The organism is Pseudomonas sp. LF-5 (genome assembly GCF_037626295.1).
Lineage (GTDB): Bacteria > Pseudomonadota > Gammaproteobacteria > Pseudomonadales > Pseudomonadaceae > Aquipseudomonas > Aquipseudomonas monsensis.
Genome location: NZ_JARKMT010000004.1, coordinates 26,024 through 50,921 on the forward strand (window position 1 = coordinate 26,024; position 24,898 = coordinate 50,921).

General features: G+C 60.2%; 17 protein-coding genes. 10 read left to right on the forward strand and 7 right to left on the reverse strand.

The genetic code is table 11. From position 1 onward, the window contains the following. Positions 1-7 precede the first annotated feature (7 nt). Together flgE and PseuLF5_RS14910 are read left to right on the forward strand one after the other, a co-directional pair. The gene (gene flgE / locus PseuLF5_RS14905; RefSeq protein ID WP_267802467.1) at positions 8-1,321 is read left to right on the forward strand and encodes a flagellar hook protein FlgE; all 1,314 of its coding nucleotides are present in this window, start codon (positions 8-10) and stop codon (positions 1,319-1,321) included. Between the two features lie 262 nt (positions 1,322-1,583). Then, positions 1,584-6,107 carry a beta strand repeat-containing protein gene (locus PseuLF5_RS14910; protein WP_340133893.1) on the forward strand — a complete coding sequence of 1,508 codons (4,524 nt, stop codon included), beginning with the start codon at positions 1,584-1,586 and terminating at the stop codon, positions 6,105-6,107. A 201-nt stretch (positions 6,108-6,308) separates the two neighbouring features. On the opposite strand, the gene PseuLF5_RS14915 is transcribed toward PseuLF5_RS14910, so the two are convergent. Beyond that, entirely contained in the window at positions 6,309-9,200 is a 2,892-nt protein-coding gene (locus PseuLF5_RS14915) for a ribonucleoside-diphosphate reductase subunit alpha (protein ID WP_123466946.1), read from the reverse strand. 877 nt (positions 9,201-10,077) lie between these two features. On the opposite strand from PseuLF5_RS14915, the gene PseuLF5_RS14920 reads away from it, so the two are divergent. Next, positions 10,078-10,800 (forward strand): response regulator, encoded by a 723-nt coding sequence (locus PseuLF5_RS14920; RefSeq protein WP_123466944.1) that lies wholly within the window; start codon positions 10,078-10,080, stop codon positions 10,798-10,800. Next, positions 10,797-12,407, forward strand: coding sequence for an ATP-binding protein (locus tag PseuLF5_RS14925; protein WP_128614892.1), 1,611 nt, complete (start codon positions 10,797-10,799; stop codon positions 12,405-12,407). Before PseuLF5_RS14920 ends, PseuLF5_RS14925 begins: the two co-directional genes overlap by 4 nt. A 121-nt stretch (positions 12,408-12,528) precedes the next feature. Here the strand turns inward: PseuLF5_RS14925 and PseuLF5_RS14930 are convergent, their stop codons facing one another. Then, positions 12,529-13,254: a 4'-phosphopantetheinyl transferase family protein gene (locus PseuLF5_RS14930; RefSeq protein WP_340134039.1), complete on the reverse strand. Its 726-nt coding sequence runs from the start codon at positions 13,252-13,254 to the stop codon at positions 12,529-12,531. A gap of 102 nt (positions 13,255-13,356) precedes the next feature. Beyond that, entirely contained in the window at positions 13,357-14,148 is a 792-nt protein-coding gene (locus PseuLF5_RS14935) for a dienelactone hydrolase family protein (RefSeq protein ID WP_340133894.1), read from the reverse strand. 220 nt (positions 14,149-14,368) lie between these two features. On the opposite strand from PseuLF5_RS14935, the gene PseuLF5_RS14940 reads away from it, so the two are divergent. Both PseuLF5_RS14940 and PseuLF5_RS14945 read left to right on the forward strand, forming a co-directional pair. After that, positions 14,369-15,046, forward strand: a complete 678-nt coding sequence (locus tag PseuLF5_RS14940) for a response regulator transcription factor (protein WP_123466936.1) — start codon at positions 14,369-14,371, stop codon at positions 15,044-15,046. Then, positions 15,043-16,389 (forward strand): ATP-binding protein, encoded by a 1,347-nt coding sequence (locus PseuLF5_RS14945; RefSeq protein WP_123466934.1) that lies wholly within the window; start codon positions 15,043-15,045, stop codon positions 16,387-16,389. The genes PseuLF5_RS14940 and PseuLF5_RS14945 overlap by 4 nt, the downstream gene beginning before the upstream one ends. 281 nt (positions 16,390-16,670) lie before the next feature. Here the strand turns inward: PseuLF5_RS14945 and PseuLF5_RS14950 are convergent, their stop codons facing one another. Then, on the reverse strand, positions 16,671-17,669 hold the full coding sequence (locus PseuLF5_RS14950; RefSeq protein WP_123466933.1) for an AraC family transcriptional regulator: 999 nt from the start codon (positions 17,667-17,669) through the stop codon (positions 16,671-16,673). A 350-nt stretch (positions 17,670-18,019) separates the two neighbouring features. Between PseuLF5_RS14950 and PseuLF5_RS14955 the strand changes: the two genes are divergently transcribed. Together PseuLF5_RS14955 and PseuLF5_RS14960 are read left to right on the forward strand one after the other, a co-directional pair. Beyond that, positions 18,020-19,354: a dicarboxylate/amino acid:cation symporter gene (locus tag PseuLF5_RS14955; protein ID WP_123466930.1), complete on the forward strand. Its 1,335-nt coding sequence runs from the start codon at positions 18,020-18,022 to the stop codon at positions 19,352-19,354. A gap of 188 nt (positions 19,355-19,542) precedes the next feature. After that, complete coding sequence (locus PseuLF5_RS14960) at positions 19,543-20,724, forward strand: CaiB/BaiF CoA transferase family protein (RefSeq protein ID WP_340133896.1); 1,182 nt, start codon at positions 19,543-19,545, stop codon at positions 20,722-20,724. 268 nt (positions 20,725-20,992) lie between these two features. Here PseuLF5_RS14960 and PseuLF5_RS14965 read toward each other — a convergent pair whose 3' ends face one another. Together PseuLF5_RS14965 and PseuLF5_RS14970 are read right to left on the reverse strand one after the other, a co-directional pair. Continuing rightward, positions 20,993-21,487, reverse strand: coding sequence for a SprT family zinc-dependent metalloprotease (locus PseuLF5_RS14965; RefSeq protein ID WP_336347321.1), 495 nt, complete (start codon positions 21,485-21,487; stop codon positions 20,993-20,995). A gap of 150 nt (positions 21,488-21,637) precedes the next feature. Further along, positions 21,638-22,240, reverse strand: coding sequence for a Yip1 family protein (locus PseuLF5_RS14970; protein WP_007917515.1), 603 nt, complete (start codon positions 22,238-22,240; stop codon positions 21,638-21,640). Positions 22,241-22,704: 464 nt separating this feature from the next. Here PseuLF5_RS14970 and ttcA point away from each other — a divergent pair, with 464 nt between their 5' ends. Together ttcA and PseuLF5_RS14980 are read left to right on the forward strand one after the other, a co-directional pair. Beyond that, a complete protein-coding gene (ttcA, locus tag PseuLF5_RS14975; protein WP_123466926.1) occupies positions 22,705-23,529 on the forward strand; it encodes a tRNA 2-thiocytidine(32) synthetase TtcA in 825 nt (274 codons plus the stop codon). Between the two features lie 152 nt (positions 23,530-23,681). After that, positions 23,682-24,356, forward strand: a complete 675-nt coding sequence (locus PseuLF5_RS14980; RefSeq protein ID WP_123466922.1) for a DNA-3-methyladenine glycosylase I — start codon at positions 23,682-23,684, stop codon at positions 24,354-24,356. A 114-nt stretch (positions 24,357-24,470) separates the two neighbouring features. On the opposite strand, the gene PseuLF5_RS14985 is transcribed toward PseuLF5_RS14980, so the two are convergent. Continuing rightward, positions 24,471-24,896 (reverse strand): DUF2069 domain-containing protein, encoded by a 426-nt coding sequence (locus PseuLF5_RS14985; RefSeq protein WP_123466921.1) that lies wholly within the window; start codon positions 24,894-24,896, stop codon positions 24,471-24,473. Positions 24,897-24,898: the final 2 nt, after the last annotated feature.

The following is a 24,898-nucleotide window of genomic DNA, read 5'->3' on the forward strand; positions in this document are numbered from 1 at the left end:
GTGGAATATGTCTTTCAATATCGGCCTTAGCGGTCTCTATGCTGCCAACAAGCAACTGGACGTCACCGGCAACAACATCGCCAACGTGGCCACCACCGGTTTCAAGGCGTCCCGTGCAGAATTCGAAGACGTGTACTCGGCCACCCGCCTGGGCACCGGCAGCAAGACCGTCGGTAACGGCGTGCGTCTGGCCAACGTTTCCCAGCAGTTTGGCCAGGGTGACGTGAACAACACCGGCAACGTGCTGGACATGGGCATCCAGGGCAACGGTTTCTTCATCCTCAGCGACAACGGTTCCCTGAGCTACACCCGTGCCGGTGCGTTCAAGACCGATGCTGAAAACTACGTGGTCGACAACAACGGCAACCGTCTGCAGGGTTATGGCGTCGATGCCAACGGCAAGATCATGACCGGTGTGCTGACCGACCTGAAGATCGACACCTCGTCCCTCAAGCCGAACGCGACCACCAAGATCGACCAGACCATGAACCTGAACTCGGAGGACGTCAAACCTACCGTGGCGCCGTTCAGTCCCACCGATCTGAACAGCTATAACAAGCTGATTTCCACGCCGGTCTTTGACACTCAGGGTAACGAGCACCGCATGGATCAGTACTACGTGAAAACGGGTACCAATGCCTGGAGCGTTTACACCTACATGGATGGTCGTACGCCATCGGACCCGACCAACAACACCCTGACGCCGCTGACCCACAACATCACCTTCAACTCTGACGGCACCATCAATACCGTGACGGCGGGTACTGGCTGGACCCAGGCCGGCAACACCCTGACCATGACTGGTTGGATACCGGGTGTCGTGACCAACCCGGCGACCACGCCTGTGACCTGGGGGCCGAACGGTTCCAAGGCTAACCCGACCGGTATCGCGTTCAACATGTCGTTGACCACCTCCTTCAACTCGCCGACCGCGCGTACGGCGCAATACCAGGACGGTTATGCGACTGGCCAGATTTCCAGCCTGACCATCGACTCGACCGGTGTGATGACCGCCAACTTCAGCAACCAGCAGACCAAGGCGATCGGTCAGGTAGCCGTGGCGAGCTTCGCCAACGAGCAAGGCCTGCAGCCGATTGGCGGTACTCGCTGGAAGGAAACCTTTGCCTCGGGTGTGGCGGGTGTTGATGCGCCGAAGACCGGCACCCTGGGGTCGATCGTGTCGAACTCGCTGGAAGAGTCGAACGTGAACCTGACCAATGAGCTGGTGGACCTGATCAAGGCCCAGAGCAACTATCAGGCGAACGCCAAGACCATTTCGACCCAGAGCACCATCATGCAGACCATCATTCAGATGACCTGATTGTGTCGAAACCGCTCTGCCACTGAAAACCGACGCCTTGGGCGTCGGTTTTTTTTACCCTGGGAAAATTCAAAATTTCAATAACCCACCGTTCGTCGGGTTGTTGGTTTGAAACTTGCACTCCGCACGCCCAAAGAAAGTTACGCGTCAAAACTTCATATGATTTGCTTCATTGAGCCAGGACATCGTTCGGCAACAAGGAATTCAGGAAGCTTTCGCACAAGGTTTCACCGTAGTTTCCAACCCACACAAGGAAGATGTAATGGCTGTAATTTATGGTTCTGATGGTGCAGATACTTTGATGGGTACTGCAGGAGACGATCAGATACGCGGGCTTGCCGGTGACGACATCATCAATGGTGGCGATGGCAATGACGTACTGATCGGCGGCGCGGGTGCCGACCAACTGATTGGCGGTGCCGGCATCGATACGGCCAGTTATGAGGATGACAACTCGGGGGTGGGCGTCACCGTCAACCTGAAGACTGGCGTCAACACCGGTCTGGCCAAGGGCGATACGTTCGTCGGGATCGAAGCCTTCCGGGGCACGGTGTACAGCGATAACTTCGTCGGTAATGCCGAGGCCAATACCTTCGACGGTGCCGGTGGTTACGACACACTGAGCTACGCCACGTCCGAGCAGGCCGTGAACATTACCGTCAATGGCACCACCGGAAGCGGTCTGGGAGGGGACGCCCAGGGCGACCTGTTCAGCAACATCGAGGTCATCACCGGCTCTGCCAATGCCGATGTGTTTACCGTGAACTCCGGCAGCGTGACGCTCTACGGCGGCGCCGGTAATGATGTGTATATCCTCAATGGCAAAGATTCCATGGCTATTGGTGAACTGGCTGGAGGCGGCGACGACGAGATTCGTACCAACCAGGCCGGCATGGGGATGAGCGGCGAGATCGAGCGCCTGACCTTTACCGGTACCGGTAACTTCACCGGGCGTGGCAATGCCGGGGACAACATCATTACCGGCGGCGCCGGCAACGACGTGCTCATCGGGGGCGCCGGGGCCGACCAGTTGATTGGCGGCGCGGGCATCGACACGGCCAGTTATGAAGATATCGTTTCGGGCGTCGGTGTGACGGTCAACCTCAAGACCGGCGTGCATACCGGCATTGCCACAGGCGACACGTTCAGCAGCATCGAGGTGATTCGCGGTTCCAGCTACGCCGACAATTTTGTCAGCGATGCTGCGGCAACCACCTTTGAGGGCGGCAATGGTTTCGACACATTGAGCTTTGCCGGCTCGGAACAGGGCGTCAATCTGACGGTGGCGAACTCAGCCGGCACCGGCAGCGGTGGCGATGCGCAAGGAGATGCCTTCAGCAACATAGAAGCTTTCTACGGCTCGGCCCAGGCTGACGTGTTCACCGTGACCGCCGGCAGCACCACCTTTTACGGGGGGGCCGGTAACGACGTCTACATCATCAATGGTCCGGGTACGGGCGGGGTTATCGAACTGGCGGGAGGCGGTGACGACGAGATTCGCACCAACCTGACCAGCCTGACCATGGGCAACGAAGTCGAGCGCCTGACCTACACCGGTACCGGTAACTTCACCGGTCGCGGCAGCGCCGGCGACAACATCATTACCGGCGGTGCAGGCAACGACCTGCTGATCGGCGGAGCGGGGGCCGACCAACTGATCGGTGGCGCCGGCATCGACACGGCCAGCTACGAGGACAGCCTCGCCACTGGCGTGACCGTCAATCTGAAAACCGGCGTTAACACCGGTTTCGCTGCGGGCGATACGTTCTCGGGCATCGAGATCATTGTGGGCAGCAAATACGCCGACACCTTCGTCAGCGGCGTTGAAGCCAACATCTTTGATGGCGGCATTGCCGGGGGTGTCGACACGGTCGATTATTCGACCTCGACACAAGCCGTCAACATCACCCTGACCACGCTCGGCACAGGCAGCGGGCAGGGCGGCGATGCCCAGGGCGATACCTTCACCAATATCGAGAAAGTCGTCGGATCGGCACAGGACGATGTGTTCACCACCGGTGCCGGGACCTTCACGTTGCAGGGTGGGGCGGGTAACGACCTGTACGTGATCAACGGTCCTGCCTATCAAACGATCGTCGAGCTCGCCGGTGGGGGTGACGATGAGGTGCGTACTTCGCTGACGAACATGACGTTGAGCGCCGAAGTCGAGCGCCTGACCTACACCGGTGCCGGCAACTTCACCGGTACCGGCAATGCCGGTAACAACATCATCACCGGTGGCGTCGGCAACGACGTATTGATGGGGGGCGCGGGTGCAGACGCATTCATCGGTGGCGCCGGCAACGATACCGTCAGCTATGACGATTCTTCTGTGGGCGTGACGATCAACCTTAAAACCGGTGCCCACACCGGCATCGCCACTGGCGACACCTTCAACGGCATCGAAGTGATTCGCGGCTCCAAATTCAGCGACACATTTATTGCCGGCAGCGCTGCCGACAAGTTTGAAGGCGGCGCTGTCACGACCGATAACGTCGACGTGGTGGACTACTCGCAATCGGCTGCCGGGATCAATCTGACCCTGGCATCCGGTGCTGGCACCGGCACCGGCGGCGATGCCGAAGGGGATTCGTTCTCCGGCATCGAGAAGATCATCGGTTCGGCCTACGACGACGTATTCAGCTCGAGCACCGGCGGCTTCACCTTGCAGGGCGGGGCGGGTAATGACGTCTACATCATCAACGGCAACGCTTCGCCGGTCATTATCGAGGTGGCCGGGGGGGGTAACGATGAGGTGCGTACTTCGCTGTCGAGCATGACGTTGAGCGCCGAAGTCGAGCGCCTGACCTACACCGGCACCGGTAACTTTACCGGTGCCGGCAACGCCGGTAACAACATCATCACCGGCGGCGCGGGCAACGACAATTTGTACGGTGGCGGTGGCGCCGACACGTTTATCGGAGGGGCTGGCACCGACACCGTCGGCTATGACGACAGCAACGCGGCGATCACCTTCAACTTCAAGACCGGTGTGCACACCGGCATCGCCGCCGGCGACACTTACGTCGGTATCGAAATGATTCGCGGCACGCAGTACGGTGACACGTTCATCGCCGGCGCCGGCGCAGACAGGATTGACGCAGGTACCGGCAATGCCGTAGACGTGCTGGATTACTCGCAATCCGGCCAGGGCGTAAACCTGACACTGGGTGCGGCCGGCGCAGGATCGGGCGTGGGGACGGGCGGTGACGCCGAGGGTGACAGCTTTGTCGGCATCGAGAAAATCATCGGCTCGGCCTACAACGATGTCTTCACCGCCACTACCAACTCGACCGGTTTTACCGTGCAGGGCGGCAGTGGCGATGATGTCTACATCCTCAATAATGCGGCCTACGGCGCGATCGTCGAACTGGCCGATGGCGGCAATGATGAAGTGCGCACCAATCAGTCGTACTACATCCTCAATGCCGGTATCGAGCGATTGACCTACACCGGAACCGGCGCGTTCATCTCTCGGGGGAATGCGCTGGATAACGTGATCACGGGCGGGGCGGGTAACGACATTTTGTCGGGGGGCGAGGGTGCCGATACCTTCATCGGTGGCGATGGCTTCGATACGGTCAGCTATGACGACGCCGGCGCAGGCGGTGTGACGATCAACCTCAAGACCGGTGAGCACACCGGGATTGCCAAGGGCGACAGCTTCCAGAACATCGAGAGGTTCCTCGGTTCGTCACGTGATGACACGTTCTACGGTAACGAACAGGTCAACAACTTTGATGGCGGCAACGCTCGCGACACCGTGAGCTTCGCCTTGGAAGGTTCAGCTATCACGCTGGATCTCACCAAGCCACTGACCGGCGCGGCGGCTGGCGACACCTACACCAATATCGAAAACTGGGAAGGCACGGCTTTCAACGATACGTTGATCGGCGGCGCCGGTTCCGAGACGTTTATCGGTGGCAAGGGTGCCGACTTCATCGACGGCGGTGCCGGCACCTCCGATGCCGCCTGGTACACGGGCAGTTCGGCGGCGGTACAGGTCGATCTGCTGGCCAACACTGCCACCGGCGGTGATGCCACCGGTGATGTCCTGGTCAATATCGAAGGGCTGCATGGCTCCGCGTTCAACGACACCCTGACAGGCAACGCCACCTGGAACCAGATCTATGGGGGTGAAGGCAACGACCTGGTCTATGGCGGCGATGGCGACGACGCGATTTACGGTGGCAAGTATGAGCCTTACTCCATCAATGGTCCTGATCGCAGCGGCGCTGCCGAGGCCGATCAATTGTTCGGGGGTAACGGTAACGACACCCTATTCAGCGCGAACAACGATATCGGCAGTGTCTTGCACGGTGATGCCGGTAACGACCAGGTCACCGTCTATGCAGGCACCGCCTACGGTGACGAGGGCAACGATATCCTGGAAGGCGTCGGCCCGGAGTATCAGCTGTTTGGTGGTGCCGGTGCTGACACCTTGATCCTGTCTGCCGGCGGTTATGCCTACGGCGGTGAGGGTGGCGACACTTACAAAGTGAATTCGTCGACCACGGTCTTGATCAAGGATGACGGGCTCTATGGCAATGACAAGGTCGAGTTGCAGAACATCAAGTCGTACGCCGATGTGATCATCAAGACCGATGGCACCAATGCCTACATCTTCAACGCGGTGGAGTGGAACGCCGGCAAGCAGAATAATGCGGTGATCCTCGCAGACTGGTATGCCGGTTCCAACACCATTGATACCTTTGTCACCAGCAATGGCGATACCTTCACCATTCCGGTGGTAGGGCAGGCAATGGCTGAGTCGTTTATGGTCTGACGCAGCACTGTAGAAACAACTGGCGGCGAAACCTGAACTTCAGGTTTCGCCGTTTTTTTTGCCCCCGGCTTTTTCCGGTCTGCCAGTCTCCGTGGGAGCTGGCGCAGGTGCAAAAGAAAACCCCCGACAAACCAGAAGTCTGTCGGGGGTTTCTTTTATCCGGAGAGCATCAGGCGTCTCGCAACGCCTGATCGGCTCAGCTTATTGGCAAGCTTCGCAGTCCGGCTCGTCGATCGCGCAAGCCTTTGGCACAGGTGCCGGACCGGCCGGAGCAGCCAGTACGGAGTCGTCGCCGTGGTTGCCGCCGCTGGAAACAGCGTTCAGCTTGCCGGTGTTGATGGTCGACTTCTCGGTGCTGGTCGCGGCCAGGGCACGGAGGTAGTAGGTGGTTTTCAGACCACGGTACCAGGCCATGCGGTAGGTCACGTCGAGCTTCTTGCCCGAGGCGCCGGCGATGTACAGGTTCAGCGACTGGGCCTGGTCGATCCACTTCTGACGACGGCTGGCGGCGTCAACGATCCACTTGGTGTCCACTTCGAACGCGGTCGCGTAGAGCTCTTTGAGTTCTTGCGGGATGCGCTCGATCTGCTGAACCGAACCGTCATAGTACTTCAGGTCGTTGATCATGACCGAGTCCCACAGACCGCGAGCCTTGAGGTCGCGAACCAGGTACGGGTTGATCACGGTGAATTCGCCCGACAGGTTCGATTTCACATACAGGTTCTGGTAGGTCGGTTCGATCGACTGCGAAACGCCAGTGATGTTGGCGATGGTCGCGGTCGGTGCGATGGCCATGATGTTCGAGTTGCGAATGCCTTTCTGTACACGGGCGCGAACCGGTGCCCAGTCCAGGGTTTCGTTCAGGTCAACGTCGATGTACTTCTGGCCACGCGCTTCGATCAGGATCTGTTGCGAATCCAGCGGCAGGATGCCTTTGGACCACAGCGAACCGTTGAAGGTCTCGTACGAGCCACGCTCGTCAGCCAGGTCGCAGGACGCCTGGATCGCGTAATAGCTGACCGCTTCCATCGACTTGTCGGCGAACTCGACGGCAGCGTCGGAACCGTAAGGGATGTGCTGCAGGTACAAGGCGTCCTGGAAGCCCATGATGCCCAGACCGACCGGACGGTGCTTGAAGTTGGAGTTCTTCGCTTGCGGCACCGAGTAGTAGTTGATGTCGATCACGTTGTCGAGCATGCGCACGGCCGTGTTCACGGTGCGTTGCAGCTTGGCGGTGTCCAGCTTGCCATCCACGATGTGGTTCGGCAGGTTGATCGAGCCCAGGTTGCAAACGGCGATCTCGTCCTTGTTGGTGTTCAAGGTGATCTCGGTGCACAGGTTCGAGCTGTGAACCACGCCAACGTGCTGCTGCGGGCTGCGCAGGTTGCACGGGTCTTTGAAAGTCAGCCATGGGTGGCCGGTTTCGAACAGCATGGACAGCATTTTGCGCCACAGGTCTTTGGCCTGGATGGTCTTGAACAGCTTGACCTTGCCCGGGTACTCGGTCAGCGCTTCGTAGTACTCGTAGCGCTCTTCGAAGGCTTTACCGGTCAGATCGTGCAGGTCCGGTACTTCCGATGGCGAGAACAGGGTCCACTTGCCGTCATCGAAGACGCGCTTCATGAACAGGTCAGGGATCCAGTTGGCGGTGTTCATGTCGTGGGTACGACGACGATCATCACCGGTGTTTTTACGCAGCTCGATGAACTCTTCGATGTCCATGTGCCAGGTTTCCAGGTAGGCACAGACAGCGCCTTTGCGCTTGCCACCCTGGTTAACGGCTACCGCGGTGTCGTTCACCACTTTCAGGAACGGAACCACGCCTTGCGACTTGCCGTTGGTGCCCTTGATGTAAGAGCCCAGTGCACGCACCGGCGTCCAGTCGTTGCCCAGGCCACCCGCGAATTTCGACAACATGGCGTTGTCGTGGATCGCGTGGTAGATGCCCGACAGGTCGTCCGGAACGGTGGTCAGATAGCAGCTCGACAGCTGTGGACGCAGGGTGCCGGCGTTGAACAGGGTAGGGGTCGAAGCCATGTAGTCGAAGGACGACAGCAGGTTGTAGAACTCGATCGCACGGTCTTCTTTCTGCTTTTCTTCGATCGCCAGGCCCATGGCCACACGCATGAAGAAGATCTGCGGCAGTTCGAAGCGCACGCCATCCTTGTGGATGAAGTAACGGTCGTACAGGGTCTGCAGGCCCAGGTAGGTGAATTGCTGATCGCGCTCGTGGTTGATCGCCTTGCCCAGTTTTTCCAGGTCGAAGGTGGCCAGCACAGGGTTCAGCAGTTCGAACTCGATACCTTTGGCGACGTAGGCCGGCAGTGCCTTGGCGTACAGGTCGGCCATTTCGTGGTGAGTGGCGCTTTCGGCGACACCGAGGAAGCCCAGGCCTTCGGCACGCAGGGTGTCCATCAGCAGGCGGGCGGTCACGAACGAGTAGTTCGGCTCGCGTTCAACCAGCGTACGCGCGGTCATCACCAGGGCGGTGTTGACGTCGTTCAGGGCCACGCCGTCGTACAGGTTCTTCAGGGTTTCGCGCTGGATCAGATCGCCATCGACTTCTTCCAGACCTTCGCAGGCCTCGGTGACGATGGTGTTCAGACGACCCATGTCCAGAGGCGCAAGGCTACCGTCGGCGCGGGTGATGCGGATCGACGGGTGGGCCTGTACCGGCTCTTCGGTGGTGCGAACGGCGCGCTCCTTGGAGCGGGCATCACGGTAGATCACGTAGTCACGAGCGACTTTCTGCTCGCCGGCACGCATCAGGGCCAGTTCGACCTGGTCCTGGATTTCTTCGATGTGGATGGTGCCGCCCGATGGCATGCGACGCTTGAAGGTCGCGGTGACCTGTTCGGTCAGGCGGGCAACGGTGTCGTGGATTCGCGACGAAGCAGCAGCGGTGCCGCCCTCAACTGCGAGAAACGCTTTGGTGATAGCGACGGTGATCTTGTCATCGGTGTAAGGAACGACAGTGCCATTACGCTTGATCACGCGCAGTTGACCAGGCGCGGTGGCTGCCAGATCCGAAGTCGAATCGGCGGCCTGCGGCAAGGTGCCCTGCGGGTTCTCGCGAGTTGTGTCGGTTTGCATGGGGGGTGATCTCCACATTCTCTATGTTTGTTTGGGCACCATCATGGTGCTCACCGTTCTGGTCCGAAGCACTACAACCGACGGGCGTCGGGCATAACAACTTCGGACCAGTAGGAAAAAGGCTAATGACGCCGCATCCTTGCCGAAGTTTTTGGCTGCGAGCCAGGGCTCGAGCCGGATTCCTTCCAGGGTGACAGTCATGACTGCAACACCCGTACCGTTCCGGTCGTTTCCAACCTGAAAAACGATGCCATCCGCAAGTGCGGTTTGGGCTTTGAAAAACTTGCTTGGTTCAACCGGAAACTGGCAATAAAGCGCTTGAGTTTCAGGTCCGAAATGTGGTTGGGCGTTTAAGCGGAAAACCCTATATGTAGGGTCTATCCTTGCGCCGTGCTACAAGATAATGCGTTTCGAGGGGGCTTGCAACGTACTAGCTGTGGATAAACCTGTGCGTAAATTGTGTAAGAAACACGGAATTCCCGTGTAGGCCGCGAACCTGCTGAGCTAGACCGTCTGTCACCGTTTTTTCCTTGGGAAAAACGCTTCAGCGGATTTTTAAGGGCGCGAACCCTATCACAAAAAAACGCCTTGTCCGAACGCATTTACCGACTTGTGTTCTGGCTGTACGCCGTTTATACAATCGGCCCACAAGTACGCATTCTTATCCTCCGAAAAGATGACAAAAAGACGGGGGGCAGGATGTCAGTCAGTGACTGGCGCAGGGATGCGGGAGCGGGCTTGCTCGCGAATGCGCTGTGTCATGGAGCCTCAATGTCGAGCGCGCCGTCGCCTTCGCGAGCAAGCCCGGTGCCACGGGGTATTGTGTTGAGTCAGGCGTACCTCCTTTATTAATAACAATGGAAAGCAGAGGTCAGCGGTGGAGCAACAAGCCTTTCAGGTATTGATCGTCGAGGATGACCAGCGTCTGGCCGAGTTGACGCGTGACTACCTGCAAGCCAATGGATTGCGTGTAGACATTGAAGGCAACGGGGCGCTGGCGGCGGCGCGGATCATCAGGGAGCAGCCGGATCTGGTCATCCTCGACCTGATGCTGCCGGGCGAAGATGGCCTGAGCATCTGTCGCAAGGTGCGCAATCAGTATGACGGGCCGATTCTGATGCTCACCGCACGCACTGACGATGCCGATCAGATTCAGGGCCTCGACCTCGGTGCCGACGATTACGTCTGCAAACCGGTGCGCCCGCGCCTGTTGCTGGCGCGCATTCAGGCGTTGCTGCGCCGCAGTGACACACCGGAACCGGCCAGCGAGAAATCCCGGCGTCTGCAATTCGGCCCGCTGGTGGTCGACAACGCCTTGCGCGAAGCCTGGCTGAGCGACACCGGCATCGAGTTGACCAGCGCCGAATTCGACCTGCTCTGGCTGTTGGTGTCCAACGCCGGGCGCATCCTGTCACGGGAAGAAATCTTCACCGCCCTGCGTGGCATCGGCTACGACGGCCAGGACCGCTCGATCGACGTGCGCATCTCGCGCATCCGTCCGAAAATCGGCGACGACCCCGACCATCCACGGCTGATCAAGACCATTCGCAGCAAAGGCTACCTGTTCGTCCCTGAAGCCTGCGCAGACCTGCCGCTGTGAACTCGATCTTCCTGCGCATCTACGGTGGCATGTGCGCGGCGCTGATTCTGGTGGCGGTGCTCGGCGTGCTGGCGCTGAACCTGCTCAATCAGGTGCGCAGCGAGCAGTACCGCGAGCGTCTGGCCCACGGCACGTTTTCGTTGATGGCCGACAACCTGCAACCGATGAACGAAACCGAGCGGCATCGTGCCTTGCTGGTGTGGGAGCGATTGCTCGGCATTCCGCTGGCACTGAAAAAGTTTGCCGAGACCGACCTCGATCTGGCTCAGCGCACCCGCGTGCAACGCGGCCAGGCCTTGGTAGAACAGACTGGCCCACACGCGGCCAGGGTCTTCCGGCTGGTCAGTGACAAGGAACAGCTTGTGCTGGTGGGGGAAGTGCAGCAGATCAGCGAACAACTGGCCCGGGCGACGATTTACCTGCTGGCCGATGAACTGGTGCGCGTGCCGGTCGGCGAACAGCCCAGGCGTCTTGCGCAGATAAAGGAAGAGAAAGGCTTCGGCTTTGATCTGCGCCTGGTCACCGTGGAAGACGCCGACATGGACGAAGACCAGAGCCGCCGCGTCGCCGAGGGCGATACGGTGATGGCGCTGGGCAAGGGCGGCGATTCGATCCGGGTGTTCGCCGGCATGGTTGGCACGCCGTGGGTACTGGAAATCGGCCCGTTGTATCAAATGAATCCGTATCCGCCGCAATGGCTGGTGCTGATCGCGGCGCTCGGGCTGAGCCTGATCGGCCTGATCGTTTACCTGTTGGTGCGTCAGCTCGAACGCCGCTTGCGTGGCCTTGAAGCCGCCGCCACGCGGATCGCCAAGGGCAGCCTGGAAACCCGCGTGCCGGCGCGCGGCGCCGACTCGGTCGGGCGGCTGGCGTCAGCCTTCAACAAAATGGCCGAGCACTTGCAGCAGTTGCTGGCCATCCAGCGTGAACTGGTGCGGGCGGTGTCCCATGAACTGCGTACACCGGTGGCGCGCTTGCGCTTCGGTCTGGAAATGATCGGCTCGGCGACCACGCCGCAGGCGCTGGAAAAGTACCGCGAAGGCATGGATCACGATATCGAGGACCTCGATAAGCTGGTCGATGAAATGCTCACTTACGCACGCCTGGAACAGGGTTCGCCGGCGCTGACGTTTCAGCGCATTGATCTGGATGCGCTGGTCAATCAAGTCATCGAGGAACTGGCGCCGTTGCGTGCCGAGGTCACGGTGCAGCGGGGGTTGTGTCTGTCTGCTGCCGATAATGACGGGGCCTGGGTCGAGGCCGAGCCGCGTTATCTGCACCGGGCGCTGCAGAATCTGGTGAGCAACGCCATGCGCCATGCGCGGTCGAAGGTCACGGTGAGTTATCAGGTCGGGCAGTTGCGTTGTCGGGTCGATGTCGAGGATGACGGGCCAGGTGTGCCGGAGGTGGCGTGGGAGCGGATATTCACGCCGTTCCTGCGCCTGGATGACAGCCGGACGCGAGCGTCCGGCGGGCACGGTCTGGGGTTGTCGATCGTGCGGCGGATCATCCATTGGCATGACGGCCGGGCGATCATAGGCAAGAGCAAGAGTCTGGGAGGGGCGTGTTTCAGCCTGAGCTGGCCGAGGAATCAGGAGCGACGTTGAGTATTTGTGATGGTTTTGCTGGCCCCGTCGCTGGCAAGGCAGCTTCCACAGGGCTTGCGCACGCCCGGAGCCTGGGGGAGCGGGCCGGCCAGCAATGGGGCCCTGAGCGGCGATAAAGATTTCAGGCAGGGATGCTCACCAGACTCAACAACTGCCCCTCCTGCACCCCAAATTGCGCCTCCAGCTCAGTGCCATGACGCCATTCTGCGGACAGATCGGTCAGCAGCCGCAGTCGCACGTGACCTTGCGCCGTCCACTCCAGCACTTCAGCGTGCTCGAAATAGAAACGCTGTTGCACGATCGGATACAGCGCCTTGAACAGGCTTTCTTTCACCGAAAAAGTCAGCGTCACGCACAGGCCCAACTGCTCTGGCGAGCCGGCGGCCATGCGCTGCAATTCCGCCGGCGTCAGGATTTCTCCGGCGAGGCGTTCGGCGCGCTCGCTGTCGAGCAGGTTTTCCAGGTCCATGCCCAGGCCGCGCCAGTGCTTTTTGTTGGCGACTATCGCCGCCGCACGCCCGGTGCTGTGGGTGATCGAGCCGCAGATGTGCGGCGGCCACACGGGTGCGCGATCTTCGCCAATCGGCGGGACAACCCCTGCGCCTTGCAGTTGTTGCAGCGCCGCACGGGCGCAGATACGCCCGGCCAGAAACTCGGCCTGACGCTTGGCGACCGAACGCTGAATGCTCGGCGGCGGCACGACGGCGCTGCGCTGGAAGTCATCCCCGAGCAGTTGCGCCGGGTCGAAATGGGTGCTGAGCAGGACGGTGTCGGGCAAGACGTTTGGCAACGGCCAGTGGGCGTCGAGCGGGGTGCAGCAGGCGGGAAGGATCGGGCTGGCATTCATGGCGGGCATTTTGCCGGTTGATGTCGATGCTGGGTAGTAGGTCATGCTGTTTTGGCGAGGGAGCATGCTCCCTCGCGCCACAGGTCATCCTGCAGCGTTTGATCAACTGAAGATTTTCTGGAAGAACGCCTTCATGTCCGCCCAGGATTTTTCATCGGCGGCCTTGTTGTAGCCGATATCCGGGCCACCGTGTTCGCCGTGGCTCAAGCGGTCGGCATCCGGATTGGTGAAACCATGTTTGGCGCCGTTGAGGCTGACGAACGTGTAGTCGGCACCGGCCTTGTCCATTTCCGCCTTGAACGCGGTGACGTTGTCGGCGCTGACCATGCTGTCCAGCGCGCCATGTTCGACCAGAATCTTTGCCCTCACACTGCCGGGCGTGGCCGGGGTCTTGGTTGCCAGTGCACCATGGAAACTCACCACACCTGCCAGCGGCACACCCTGGCGCGCAGCGTTCAGGACCACACCACCGCCGAAGCAATAGCCGATGGCGGCGATTTTATTAACGTCGGTCTGCGGCTGTTTTTTCAGCAGATCCAGTCCGGCCTCGAAACGCTTGCTCGCAGCGGCCGCGTCCTGGGTCGCGGCCTGCATGAACGCCATCGCATCCTTCGGGTGCTCGGTGTTCTTGCCTTCGCCGTACATGTCGATCGCCAGTGCGCTGTAACCCAGCCCGGCGAGGTCGCGGGCGCGGCGCTTGGCGTAATCGTTCAGGCCCCACCATTCATGCACCACCACCACGCCCGGGCGCTTGCCCTTGATCGCATCGTCGTAGGCGTAATAGCCGATCAGTTGTGTGCCGTCGGCGCTCTGGTAGGGAATCTCCTGAGTCTTGATCGCGGCGTTGGCCAGGCTGCTGACAGCGAGCAGGGTGAGTGCGAGGAACAGGCGCATGGTCGGTCTCCTTGTCGAAAGTGGTCAGGACAGCCTAGTCGATTTGATTCGGCGCCGGTTCAGAGAGTGTTCAGGGCAGGTACAGGGGCGGCTTGCTAACCTTGCACCCTACCGAACAGCAGTGAGAAAGTTGTTGCCTGTGCCGTCGCCTTCGCGAGCAGGTTCGCCCCCACAGGTAGGCTGTTGAAGTTGGAGCGTTTGATTTACCCGGGAGAGCGTTATGAAATTGTTGGTCGTCGAAGATGAAGCGCTGTTGCGTCATCACCTGCAAACCCGCCTCACGGAGAGCGGTCACGTGGTCGAGTCCGTGGCCAATGCCGAAGAGGCGCTGTACCAGACCGGACAGTTCAACTTCGATCTGGCGGTGATCGATCTGGGCTTGCCGGGCATGGGCGGTCTCGACCTGATTCGCCAGTTGCGCTCCGGCGGCAAGGCCTTCCCGATCCTGATCCTCACCGCGCGCGGCAACTGGCAGGACAAGGTCGAAGGCCTCGCCGCCGGCGCCGACGACTATCTGGTCAAGCCGTTCCAGTTCGAAGAACTCGATGCGCGGCTGAATGCCCTGTTGCGCCGCTCCAGCGGGTTCACCCAATCGACCATCGTCGCCGGGCCGTTGTTGCTCGACCTGAATCGCAAACAGGCATCGCTGGATGAAGAGCCGCTGGCGTTGACGGCCTACGAATACCGCATCCTTGAATACCTGATGCGGCACCACCAGCAAGTGGTGCCCAAGGATCGCTTGATGGAGCAGCTTTACCCGGATGACGACGAGCGCGATCCGAATGTCATCGAAGTGCTGGTCGGCCGTTTGCGTCGCAAGCTCGAAGGCCCGGCCGGGTTCAAACCGATCGACACCGTGCGGGGTCTCGGCTACCTGTTCAATGAGCGCTGCACTTGATTCGTTCCCTTCGCGTTCGCTTGATGCTCGCCGCCGCCACGTTGGCGGTGTTGTTCATGCTGGCGTTGCTTCCGGCGATGCAAGGTGCGTTCAGTCTCGCGCTGCAGGATTCGATCGAGCAGCGTCTGGCTTCGGACGTCACCACGTTGATTTCCGCGGCGCGGGTCGAGAACGGTCGGCTGCTGATGCCCGATCAGTTGCCGGACGAGCGTTTCAACCTCACCGACTTCCGCTTGCTCGGCTACATCTACGACCGCGAAGGGCATCTGGTCTGGCGTTCGCGAGCCACCCAGGAAGAGCAGATCAATTACAAACCGCGCTACGACGGACTCGGCAACGAGTTCGCGCGGATTCGCGAGACCAACGGTCAGGAGTTCTTCGTCTATGACGTTGAAGTCAAACTGCTTGGCGGCAAAAACGCAGCGTTCAGCATCGTCGCCCTGCAACCGGTACGCGAATACGAAACCACCCTCGAAGGCCTGCGCGAGAATCTCTATCTGGGTTTTGGCGCGGCGCTGCTGGTATTGCTGGTGTTGCTCTGGATCGGCCTGTCCTGGGGCCTCAAGGCCTTGCGTCAGCTCAGTCAGGAACTCGATGAAATCGAAGGCGGCACTCGCGAAAGTCTGACTGAACAACACCCGCGCGAACTGTTGCGCCTGACCGGCTCGCTCAACCGTTTGCTGCTCAGCGAGCGGCAACAGCGCAGCCGCTATCGCGACTCCCTCGATGATCTGGCGCACAGCCTGAAAACCCCGTTGGCCGTGCTGCAAGGGGTCAGTGAAGACATGGCCCAGCGCCCCAAGGACCTCGATCAGGCCTGGGTCCTGCAAAGCCAGATCGAACGCATGAGCCAGCAGATCAGCTATCAACTGCAACGCGCCAGCCTGCGCAAAAGTGGTCTGGTGCGCCATCAGGTGCGGCTACAGCCGGTGTTGAAAAGCCTGTGCGACACCCTCGACAAGGTGTATCGCGACAAACGTGTGCGCGTGGCGTTTGATCTGCCGGAGCATTGTTATGTGCCGATCGAGCAGGGCGCTCTGCTGGAGATGATGGGTAACCTGCTGGAGAACGCCTATCGTCTGTGCCTGGGGGAAGTGCGCATCAGCGTGCGCGAGACCCTGGCCGGGGTCGAATTGTGCGTGGAGGACGATGGCCCGGGCGTGCCACCTGATCAGCGTGCGCGAATTCTCGAGCGTGGCGAGCGCCTGGATCGTCAGCATCCGGGGCAGGGCATCGGGCTGGCGGTGGTCAAGGACATCATCGAGAGTTACAACGCCAAACTGATGCTGGGGGATTCGCCGATGGGCGGGGCGGCGTTCAGGATTCATTTTCCGGCGGTTTAGTCGCCGGCCTTTCGGGCGCCATCGCTGGCAAGCCAGCTCCCACAGGTTTCGATGTCGTTCGAGGGTTTTGTGTTCGGCCCGGACACTGTAGCTGGCAAGCCAGCTCCCACAGGTTTCGATGTCGTTCGAGGGTTTTGTGTTCGACCCGGACACTGTGGGAGCTGGCAAGCCAGCTCCCACAGGTTTCGATGTCGTTCAAGGATTTTGTGTTCGGCTCGGACACTGTGGGAGCTGGCTTGCCAGCGATCAGGCCAGTCAAGGCGCCACAGGCTGCGAGCAGATCACTGCTCCTGCGCCCGATAAGCCCCCGGCGTCAGCCCCGTCCACTTCTTGAACGCCCGGTGAAACGCCGACGGCTCGGAAAACCCGAGCTGCTCGGCGATCTGTTGCAACGACAGATCCGCGCGGCCCAAATGGTAAATGGCGATATCCCGCCGCAACTGATCTTTCAGCGCCTGAAAACTGGTGCCTTCCTCACGTAAATGCCGGCGCAACGTCTGCGGGCTGATGTGCAGGTGCGCGGCCACCGCCTCCAGATCCGGCCAGCGCGCACTGTCGCGGCTGAGCAAGCGGCGCAGGCGGCTGCTGAGGCTGTCGCCGTCGTCGGGTCGCGAGAGCAGGTCGGCGGGGGAGCGCTCGAGGAAATGCTTGAGGGTGCGTTCGTCCTGCAACAACGGCATGTGCAGGTAGCGGCTGTGAAAGACCAGACTGCTCTGCCCGGCGCCGAAGGTCGTGGGGCAGGGGAACAGCAACTCGTATTCCGCACCATGGGCGGGGCGCGGGTAGCTGAACGTGGCCTGTTCGAGGCGAATCCGCTGGCCGATCATCCAGCTGCCCAGGCGATGCCAGATCACCAGCAGGCTTTCGCTGAGAAAGTGATCCGGATCCCATAGCTGCGCATCATCGAGACTCAGGCGCACCCATTCGTCTTCGCGGCGCAGGCTCAGGCGCGGGGCTTGCGGGAATAGGCTATAAAACAATAAACCGCGTTGCAGTGCCTTCTCCAGATTGCGGCAGTGAATCGAGGCATGGCACATCATGGCGAAACTGCCGGGTTTGCTGGGTGCGTGGCCGAAACCGAGGTATTCGTCGTCCAGGGCCAGCCACAGGTTCTGGATCAACCGGGTGAATTGTTCCGGAGCTATGCGCGCGCGGGGTTCATCCAGCAATTCCGGGCTGATGCCCAGTTGCGACAGCAGGTTCGAATAATCGAAACCCAGGCGACGTGCGCCACCGAGGGCAGCACGGGCGAAATGACTGGCGATGGTGCGTTCGCGCATAAGCGGCAGATCCTTCCTCAGGCGCCGGATGGTAGCCGGCGGCCGGATGCACCTACAAGGCGGATTTCCGCCAAATTGCAGGACCAGAAGCGTCTGGTTGGCGGAAATCCGCCACACATGAGTCACCGGATGGTGACATTCATGCACGTGTAATCCCTGACATCAAAAGGCTTGTAGGCAATCGCACCAAAGTGGCACGACGTTTGCGATACAAGCCACAGAAGCGTGCGTTTCACCTGATGGAAAACGCTGCTCCAACAACAAATCCCTCCAGTGCAGGAGGGTTCGCAATTAAGGTTTCGCGGCCAACAGATGGATGTTGCTACGCGGGACGCTTGAGGAAAACTGCAATGACGACTCGTCAGCCACTGTACAAATCCCTGTATTTCCAGGTGATCGTTGCCATCGCCATCGGCATCCTGCTTGGTCACTTCTACCCTCAGACCGGTGTGGCCCTCAAGCCGCTGGGTGACGGGTTCATCAAACTGATCAAAATGGTCATCGCCCCGATCATCTTCTGTACCGTTGTCAGCGGCATCGCCGGCATGCAGAACATGAAATCCGTGGGCAAGACTGGCGGCTACGCGCTGCTGTACTTCGAAATCGTTTCCACCATTGCCCTGCTGATCGGTCTGATCGTGGTCAACGTTGTGCAACCGGGTGCCGGCATGCACATCGACGTCACCACCCTGGACGCCTCGAAAATCGCCACTTATGTGACGGCCAGTAAAGACCAGAGCATTGTCGGTTTCCTCCTCAATGTAATTCCGAACACCATCGTCGGCGCCTTCGCCACCGGTGACATCCTGCAAGTGCTGATGTTCTCGGTGATCTTCGGCTACGCCCTGCATCGCCTGGGTTCGTACGGTCGTCCGCTGCTGGACATGATCGATCGCTTCGCCCACGTGATGTTCAACATCATCAACATGATCATGAAACTGGCGCCACTGGGTGCATTTGGTGCCATGGCCTTCACCATCGGTGCCTACGGTGTCGGCTCGCTGGTGCAACTGGGCCAGTTGATGATCTGCTTCTACATCACCTGCATCCTGTTCGTGGTGTTGGTGCTGGGTGCGATCTGCCGTGCTCACGGTTTCAGCGTGTTTAAACTGGTGCGTTACATCCGTGAAGAACTGTTGATCGTACTGGGTACGTCCTCGTCGGAATCGGCACTGCCACGCATGCTGATCAAGATGGAGCGTCTGGGCGCGAAGAAATCGGTAGTGGGTCTGGTGATCCCGACCGGTTACTCGTTCAACCTCGACGGTACGTCGATCTACCTGACCATGGCGGCCGTGTTCATCGCTCAGGCGACCGACACCCACATGGACATCACCCACCAGATCACCCTGCTGCTGGTACTGCTGTTGTCCTCCAAAGGCGCGGCTGGTGTCACCGGTTCGGGCTTCATCGTGCTGGCCGCCACCCTGTCGGCGGTCGGCCACCTGCCGGTGGCCGGTCTGGCGCTGATCCTCGGTATCGACCGCTTCATGTCCGAAGCCCGCGCACTGACCAACCTGGTCGGTAACGCTGTTGCGACCATCGTGGTTGCCAAGTGGGTCAAGGAACTGGATACCGATCAACTGCAAACCGAGCTGGCCTCGGGCGGTCGCGGTATCTCGGACGAACGTGAAGAAGATGACCTGGGTGTGGCTGAAGGCCCAACCCCGAGCAGCGTGAAGTAACTGCAATTTGGTAATACCTTGTGGTGAGGGAGCAAGCTCCCTCACCACACAGGCAATAGAAAACCTGCTTCGGCAGGTTTTTTATTGCCTGCGATTTGAGCATTACGGTCACTGCCGCTGATGCATCCGGTGATTGCCGGACGCGGCATCGCTGCCTAGGCTGGGTGCATCGCTCAAGGAGTTCGCCCATGTCTGCGCCGCTGGCCTCACTGAAGATTCTGGATTTCTCGACCTTGCTGCCCGGGCCGTTCGCCTCGCTGTTGCTGGCGGACATGGGCGCCGAGGTGCTGCGCATTGAATCGCCGAGCCGTATGGATCTGCTGCGGGTGCTGCCGCCCCACGATCAGGGCGTGTCGGCCAGCCACGCTTATCTGAACCGCAACAAGCGCAGCCTCGCGCTGGATCTCAAGCAGCCCGAGGCGCTGGAGGTAATCAGGCAGTTGCTGGGCGACTACGACATTGTTCTGGAGCAGTTCCGCCCCGGAGTGATGGAGCGCCTGGGCCTGGGGTATGAAGCGTTGAAGGCGATCAACCCGAAGCTGATTTACGTGTCGATCACCGGTTACGGTCAGACCGGGCCGTACAAGGATCGCGCCGGGCATGACATCAACTACCTCGCACTGGCCGGGCTGGCCAGTTATACCGGTCGCGCCGACAGCGGTCCGTTGCCGCTGGGCATGCAGGTGGCGGATATCGCCGGTGGTTCGCTGCACGGCGTGATCGGCCTGCTGGCGGCGGTGATTGCCCGGCAACAGAACGGACAGGGCACCCATCTGGACGTGAGCATGACCGATTGCGCGTTCAGTCTGAACGCGATGGCCGGTGCCGGTTACCTGGCCTGTGACGAGGAACCGCACTGGGAAGACCAGATGCTCAATGGCGGCAGCTTTTATGACTATTACCGCTCGCGTGACGGGCGCTGGCTGTCGGTGGGCAGTCTGGAGCCGGCCTTCATGCAGCAACTGTGTACGGCGTTGGGCCGGCCAGAGCTGGCGGCGCAGGGCTTGTCGCCCAAGCCCGAGCAGCAGCGGTTATTGAAGGACGCACTGAAAGTGGAATTCGAGAAACACGACTTTGCCGAGCTGTGTGAATTGTTCGCCGGGGTCGATGCCTGTGTCGAGCCGGTGCTGAATCTGAGCGAGGCGGTGCTGCATCCCCAGTTGCAGGCGCGGGAAGTGGTGACCCAGGTGCCGCGTGGGGATGGTACGACGCAGGCGCAGATTGCCTGTCCGCTGAAGTTCTCCGAGGCGCTGCCGGCACCGCGACATGTCGGGGCGGGGTTGGGCCAGCATACGGAGCAGGTGTTGGGGGAGTTGGGGTTTGGAGCGCAGCGGATTGCCGAGTTGCGTGCTTCCAAAGTCATTCTTTAGGGCCTGTACCGGCCTCATCGCTGGCAAGCCAGCTCCCACAGGTTTTGTGTCGTATACAGAGCCTGTGAGCACCTCGAAACTGTGGGAGCTGGCAAGTCATCACCCACAGGTTATGTGTCGTGTACAGAGCCTGTGAGCACCTGGAAACTGTGGGAGCTGGCAAGTCAGCTCCCACAGGTTATGTGTCGTGTACAGAGCCTGTGAGCACCTGGAAACTGTGGGAGCTGGCTTGCCAGCGATGAGGCCCTGCGGTCCAGATGAACACTGACTATTCCACCCGCATCTCACCACTGAATACCAAGGTGTTGCGGCATCTACGGCACAAATACCGTCGCCCCTGGCGCACCAGGCTATGACGCTGTGCCGAAAACGGAAAATCACTGTTGGCACACGGGCATTTGTAGATGTAGCGGGTCACGCTGCGGCGTTTGACGGCGTAGGTGTGGCAGCGATCCGGCGGCAGCTCATAGACCCCGCGCATGATCAGTTGCCACTCTTCGCCGTGTGGCTGGATGCGGTCGCCGAACAGTTGATGGGCGATCAGGTGCGCGACTTCGTGGGCCACAGTCTGCTTGAGGAAGTGTTCGGTGTTTTCCCGGTACAGCTGCGGGTTGAAGCGCAGCAGGTTCTCGTGCAGATGCGCGACACCGGCTTTTTGCCCGCGCAGCTTGAGGCTGACGACGGGGCGTTGGAAATGACGTTTGAAAAAGGCTTCTGCGAGTTGGTAACAGTCTTCGACGCGGGTATTGAGTTGCTCGGGCATGCTTGATGGATCTCCAGAGGCGTCGAGTATGCCGCAACCTCCCGGACTTGCGAATCGCCGACCTGCCGAATGGTCATCCGCCAAACGAGAAGGCCGCCTTGCGGCGGCCTGTATTGGCAGATCTTGTCGTTCTCGGGGGGGGGAATCATGTCAGTTGGTATACACCGGCCCTACGCCGAGGCCCCAGACAATCACGGTGAACGCCATGATGGCCACCAGCACCACCAGACCGACCGCGAGCACTGAGCTGGAAAACAGAAAGCCTTCGTCCGAGGGAATGTTCATGAACGTCGGCAGCCCGACGTACAGCAGGTAGACCGTGTAGCAAATGGCCGCCGTGCCGACGATCATCCCCAGCCACATGTGCGGATACAGCGCCGCCAGGCCGCCGACGAACAGCGGCGTTGCGGTGTAGGTGGCGAACGCGACGCAACGGGCCAGGCTCGGGTTGGCGTCATAGGTGCGCGCCATCCAGTGCACGAAAGCGCCCATCACCGCGACCCCGCCGAGCATCGCCAGGTATGACATCACAGTCATCCAGATCGCGCTTTCCACGGTGAGCATCACCGGCGCCCGGTTGCCGATCACCCAGCCAACCTGGGTGGTGCCGATAAACGCCGAAACGGCCGGAATCGCCGCGAGAATCAGCGTGTGGGTCAGGTACATGTGGCTGATGCTTTCCTCTTGGTCGCCACGGATCTCCTTCCATTCCTGATCGGGGTGGGTAAACAGTCCCACTACGTGATGGATCATGCCAGTCACTCCTCTTGTTATTGCCATCGCCCCCCAGCGGAGCGCCTACGGGCCAAGGTGGCCGAGCAAATACAGGTCTTCAGATGTGTGCGACCTTATGACGCAGTATAGAAAGGTCTTAACCGCACTGGGACTAGGGGCTTAGAGCAAATCGCGCTGTAAATACGGGGCTTAATCGCCTTGGGGTCTTGGCATCAGCTCTTTTTTATCTTTGAAATACATTTGTGGTGAGGGGATTTATCCCCGATGGGGTGCGAAGCCGCCCCAAAACCTCAGAACTCTATTTTCCCGATACTTCGCGATGGATGGTTTGACGACTGCTGCGCAGCCGATCGGGGGTAAATCCCCTCGCCACAGAGGGCAATGCAGACCTCGGAAGAATGGGGCAGACTCTCGGCCCTTCGCCCCCACGGGGTTTTTGCGTAAAATGCCCGCCTTTCGTCACACCTCACGGATTTCGCGTCATGGGCACTCTTACGGTCAACCAGAACAAACTGCAAAAGCGCCTGCGCCGCCTGGCCGGCGAAGCGGTCGCCGATTTCAACATGATCGAAGACGGCGACAAGGTCATGGTCTGCCTGTCCGGAGGCAAGGACAGCTACACCATGCTCGACGTGTTGATGCACCTGCAGAAGGTTGCACCGATCAAGTTCGAGATCGTCGCGGTGAACATGGACCAGAAGCAGCCGGGTTTCCCCGAGCACGTGCTGCCGGCCTACCTGAAAGAGCTGGGCGTCGAGTACCACATCGTCGAGAAAGACACCTACTCGGTGGTCAAGGAGCTGGTGCCGGAAGGCAAGACCACCTGCTCGCTGTGCTCGCGCCTGCGTCGCGGCACGCTGTACACCTTTGCCGACGAAATCGGCGCGACCAAAATGGCCCTCGGTCACCATCGCGATGACATCGTCGAGACGTTCTTCCTCAACATGTTCTTCAACGGCACCCTCAAGGCGATGCCGCCGAAACTGCGTGCCGATGACGGCCGTAACGTGGTGATCCGCCCGCTGGCCTACTGCAACGAGAAGGACATCCAGGCCTACTCGGACTTCAAGGCTTTCCCGATCATCCCGTGCAACCTCTGCGGTTCGCAGGAAAACCTGCAGCGTCAGGTGGTCAAGGAAATGCTTCAGGACTGGGAGCGCAAGACCCCGGGTCGAACCGAAAGCATCTTCCGCAGTCTGCAGAACGTGGTGCCGTCGCAACTGGCCGACCGCAATCTGTTCGACTTCACCAGCCTGAAGATCGACGAAACAGCGGCTTCGCGCTTCGTTAACGTCGTCAACCTGTAAACATACTTCAAATGTGGGAGCGAGCTTGCTCGCGAAGGCGTCGTGTCAGCCGACATCAATGTTGAATGGCATACCGCTTTCGCGAGCAAGCCTGCTCCCACAGTGTTTTGTGTTCAAAGGTAGAATTTCATTTTCATTTCCCGGGAGAGGGCATGCGCGATTACAAGTGGCTGCACGAATACTGTCTGAACCGCTTCGGTTCGGCGGCTGAACTGGAAGCCCATCTGCCCGTTCCCAAGACCGCGGCGCAATTGCGCAAGATCAGCGACGACCGCTACCTCTCGACCATGGCCCTGCGCGTGTTCCGCGCCGGGCTCAAGCACAGTCTGGTGGACGCCAAGTGGCCGGCCTTCGAGGACGTGTTCTTCAAGTTCGACCCGGAAAAAGTCGTGCTGATGAGCGCCGAGCACCTCGAACGCCTGATGCAGGACGCGCGGATCATTCGCCACCTGGGCAAGCTCAAGAGCGTGCCGCGCAATGCGCAGTTCATCCTCGATGTCGAGAAGGAGAAGGGCAGTTTCGGCGCGCTGATCGCTGACTGGCCGGTGACCGATATCGTCGGTCTGTGGACCTACCTGAAAAAGCACGGGAGTCAGCTGGGCGGGCTGTCGGCGCCACGCTTTTTGCGCATGGTCGGCAAGGATACCTTCGTGCCGAGCTACGACGTGGTCGCCGCGCTGAATGCACAAAAGATCGTCGACAAAGCCCCGACCAGCCTGCGCGATCTGGCGATTGTGCAGGAGACGTTCAACCAGTGGCATGAACAGAGTGGCGGGCGGCCGATGAGCCAGATTTCGATGATGCTCGCGTACACCGTCAATCATTAAGACCGCGTCGCTCTAATCGCTGGCAAGCCAGCTCCCACAGGGCCTGTGTTGAAACACAACTTTGTGTTCGACACAGAAACCTGTGGGAGCTGGCTTGCCAGCGATAGCGGTTTGTCAGGCGACGGAGACTTCGCCTTCACCCGCCAGTTTGCGATTCAACTGATATCGCCAGCGCACATACAGCAGCGCCGAACAGAACAGCGCCAGGCTGGCGACCATCTCCAACACGCCAAACAGCTGGCGGCTCGGGTCATAGGCCGCCAGTGCGCCCTTGATGAAATACAGGTTCACCACAAAGCACATCCACGAATGCCCGCGGGCGCTGCCCATGATCATCGCCGGTGCGAGAACGATCCACGGGATCAGCTCGACCAGCAGAATCACCCACGGTCGGGCGCCGTGCAGGTCGGCGAACACCAGGTAGTAAGCGGCGAGCAGCCCGGCGAGGCCGAAGAAGCACAGCAGGCTGATGATCCGCATTGCCTTGACGCGGGGTTCGAGCCACTCGACGGAGGGCAGGACTTTCGGCTTCTTCGCCACCC

Excerpts from the sequence above, each read along its gene's own strand:
- flgE (WP_267802467.1), top strand. The coding sequence starts at position 8 with ATGTCTTTCAATATCGGCCTTAGCGGTCTCTATGCTGCCAACAAGCAA.
- PseuLF5_RS14910 (WP_340133893.1), top strand. The coding sequence starts at position 1,584 with ATGGCTGTAATTTATGGTTCTGATGGTGCAGATACTTTGATGGGTACT.
- PseuLF5_RS14915 (WP_123466946.1), bottom strand. The coding sequence starts at position 9,200 with ATGCAAACCGACACAACTCGCGAGAACCCGCAGGGCACCTTGCCGCAG.
- PseuLF5_RS14930 (WP_340134039.1), bottom strand. The coding sequence starts at position 13,254 with ATGAATGCCAGCCCGATCCTTCCCGCCTGCTGCACCCCGCTCGACGCC.
- PseuLF5_RS14935 (WP_340133894.1), bottom strand. The coding sequence starts at position 14,148 with ATGCGCCTGTTCCTCGCACTCACCCTGCTCGCTGTCAGCAGCCTGGCC.
- PseuLF5_RS14940 (WP_123466936.1), top strand. The coding sequence starts at position 14,369 with ATGAAATTGTTGGTCGTCGAAGATGAAGCGCTGTTGCGTCATCACCTG.
- PseuLF5_RS14950 (WP_123466933.1), bottom strand. The coding sequence starts at position 17,669 with ATGCGCGAACGCACCATCGCCAGTCATTTCGCCCGTGCTGCCCTCGGT.
- PseuLF5_RS14955 (WP_123466930.1), top strand. The coding sequence starts at position 18,020 with ATGACGACTCGTCAGCCACTGTACAAATCCCTGTATTTCCAGGTGATC.
- PseuLF5_RS14960 (WP_340133896.1), top strand. The coding sequence starts at position 19,543 with ATGTCTGCGCCGCTGGCCTCACTGAAGATTCTGGATTTCTCGACCTTG.
- PseuLF5_RS14965 (WP_336347321.1), bottom strand. The coding sequence starts at position 21,487 with ATGCCCGAGCAACTCAATACCCGCGTCGAAGACTGTTACCAACTCGCA.
- PseuLF5_RS14970 (WP_007917515.1), bottom strand. The coding sequence starts at position 22,240 with ATGATCCATCACGTAGTGGGACTGTTTACCCACCCCGATCAGGAATGG.
- ttcA (WP_123466926.1), top strand. The coding sequence starts at position 22,705 with ATGGGCACTCTTACGGTCAACCAGAACAAACTGCAAAAGCGCCTGCGC.
- PseuLF5_RS14980 (WP_123466922.1), top strand. The coding sequence starts at position 23,682 with ATGCGCGATTACAAGTGGCTGCACGAATACTGTCTGAACCGCTTCGGT.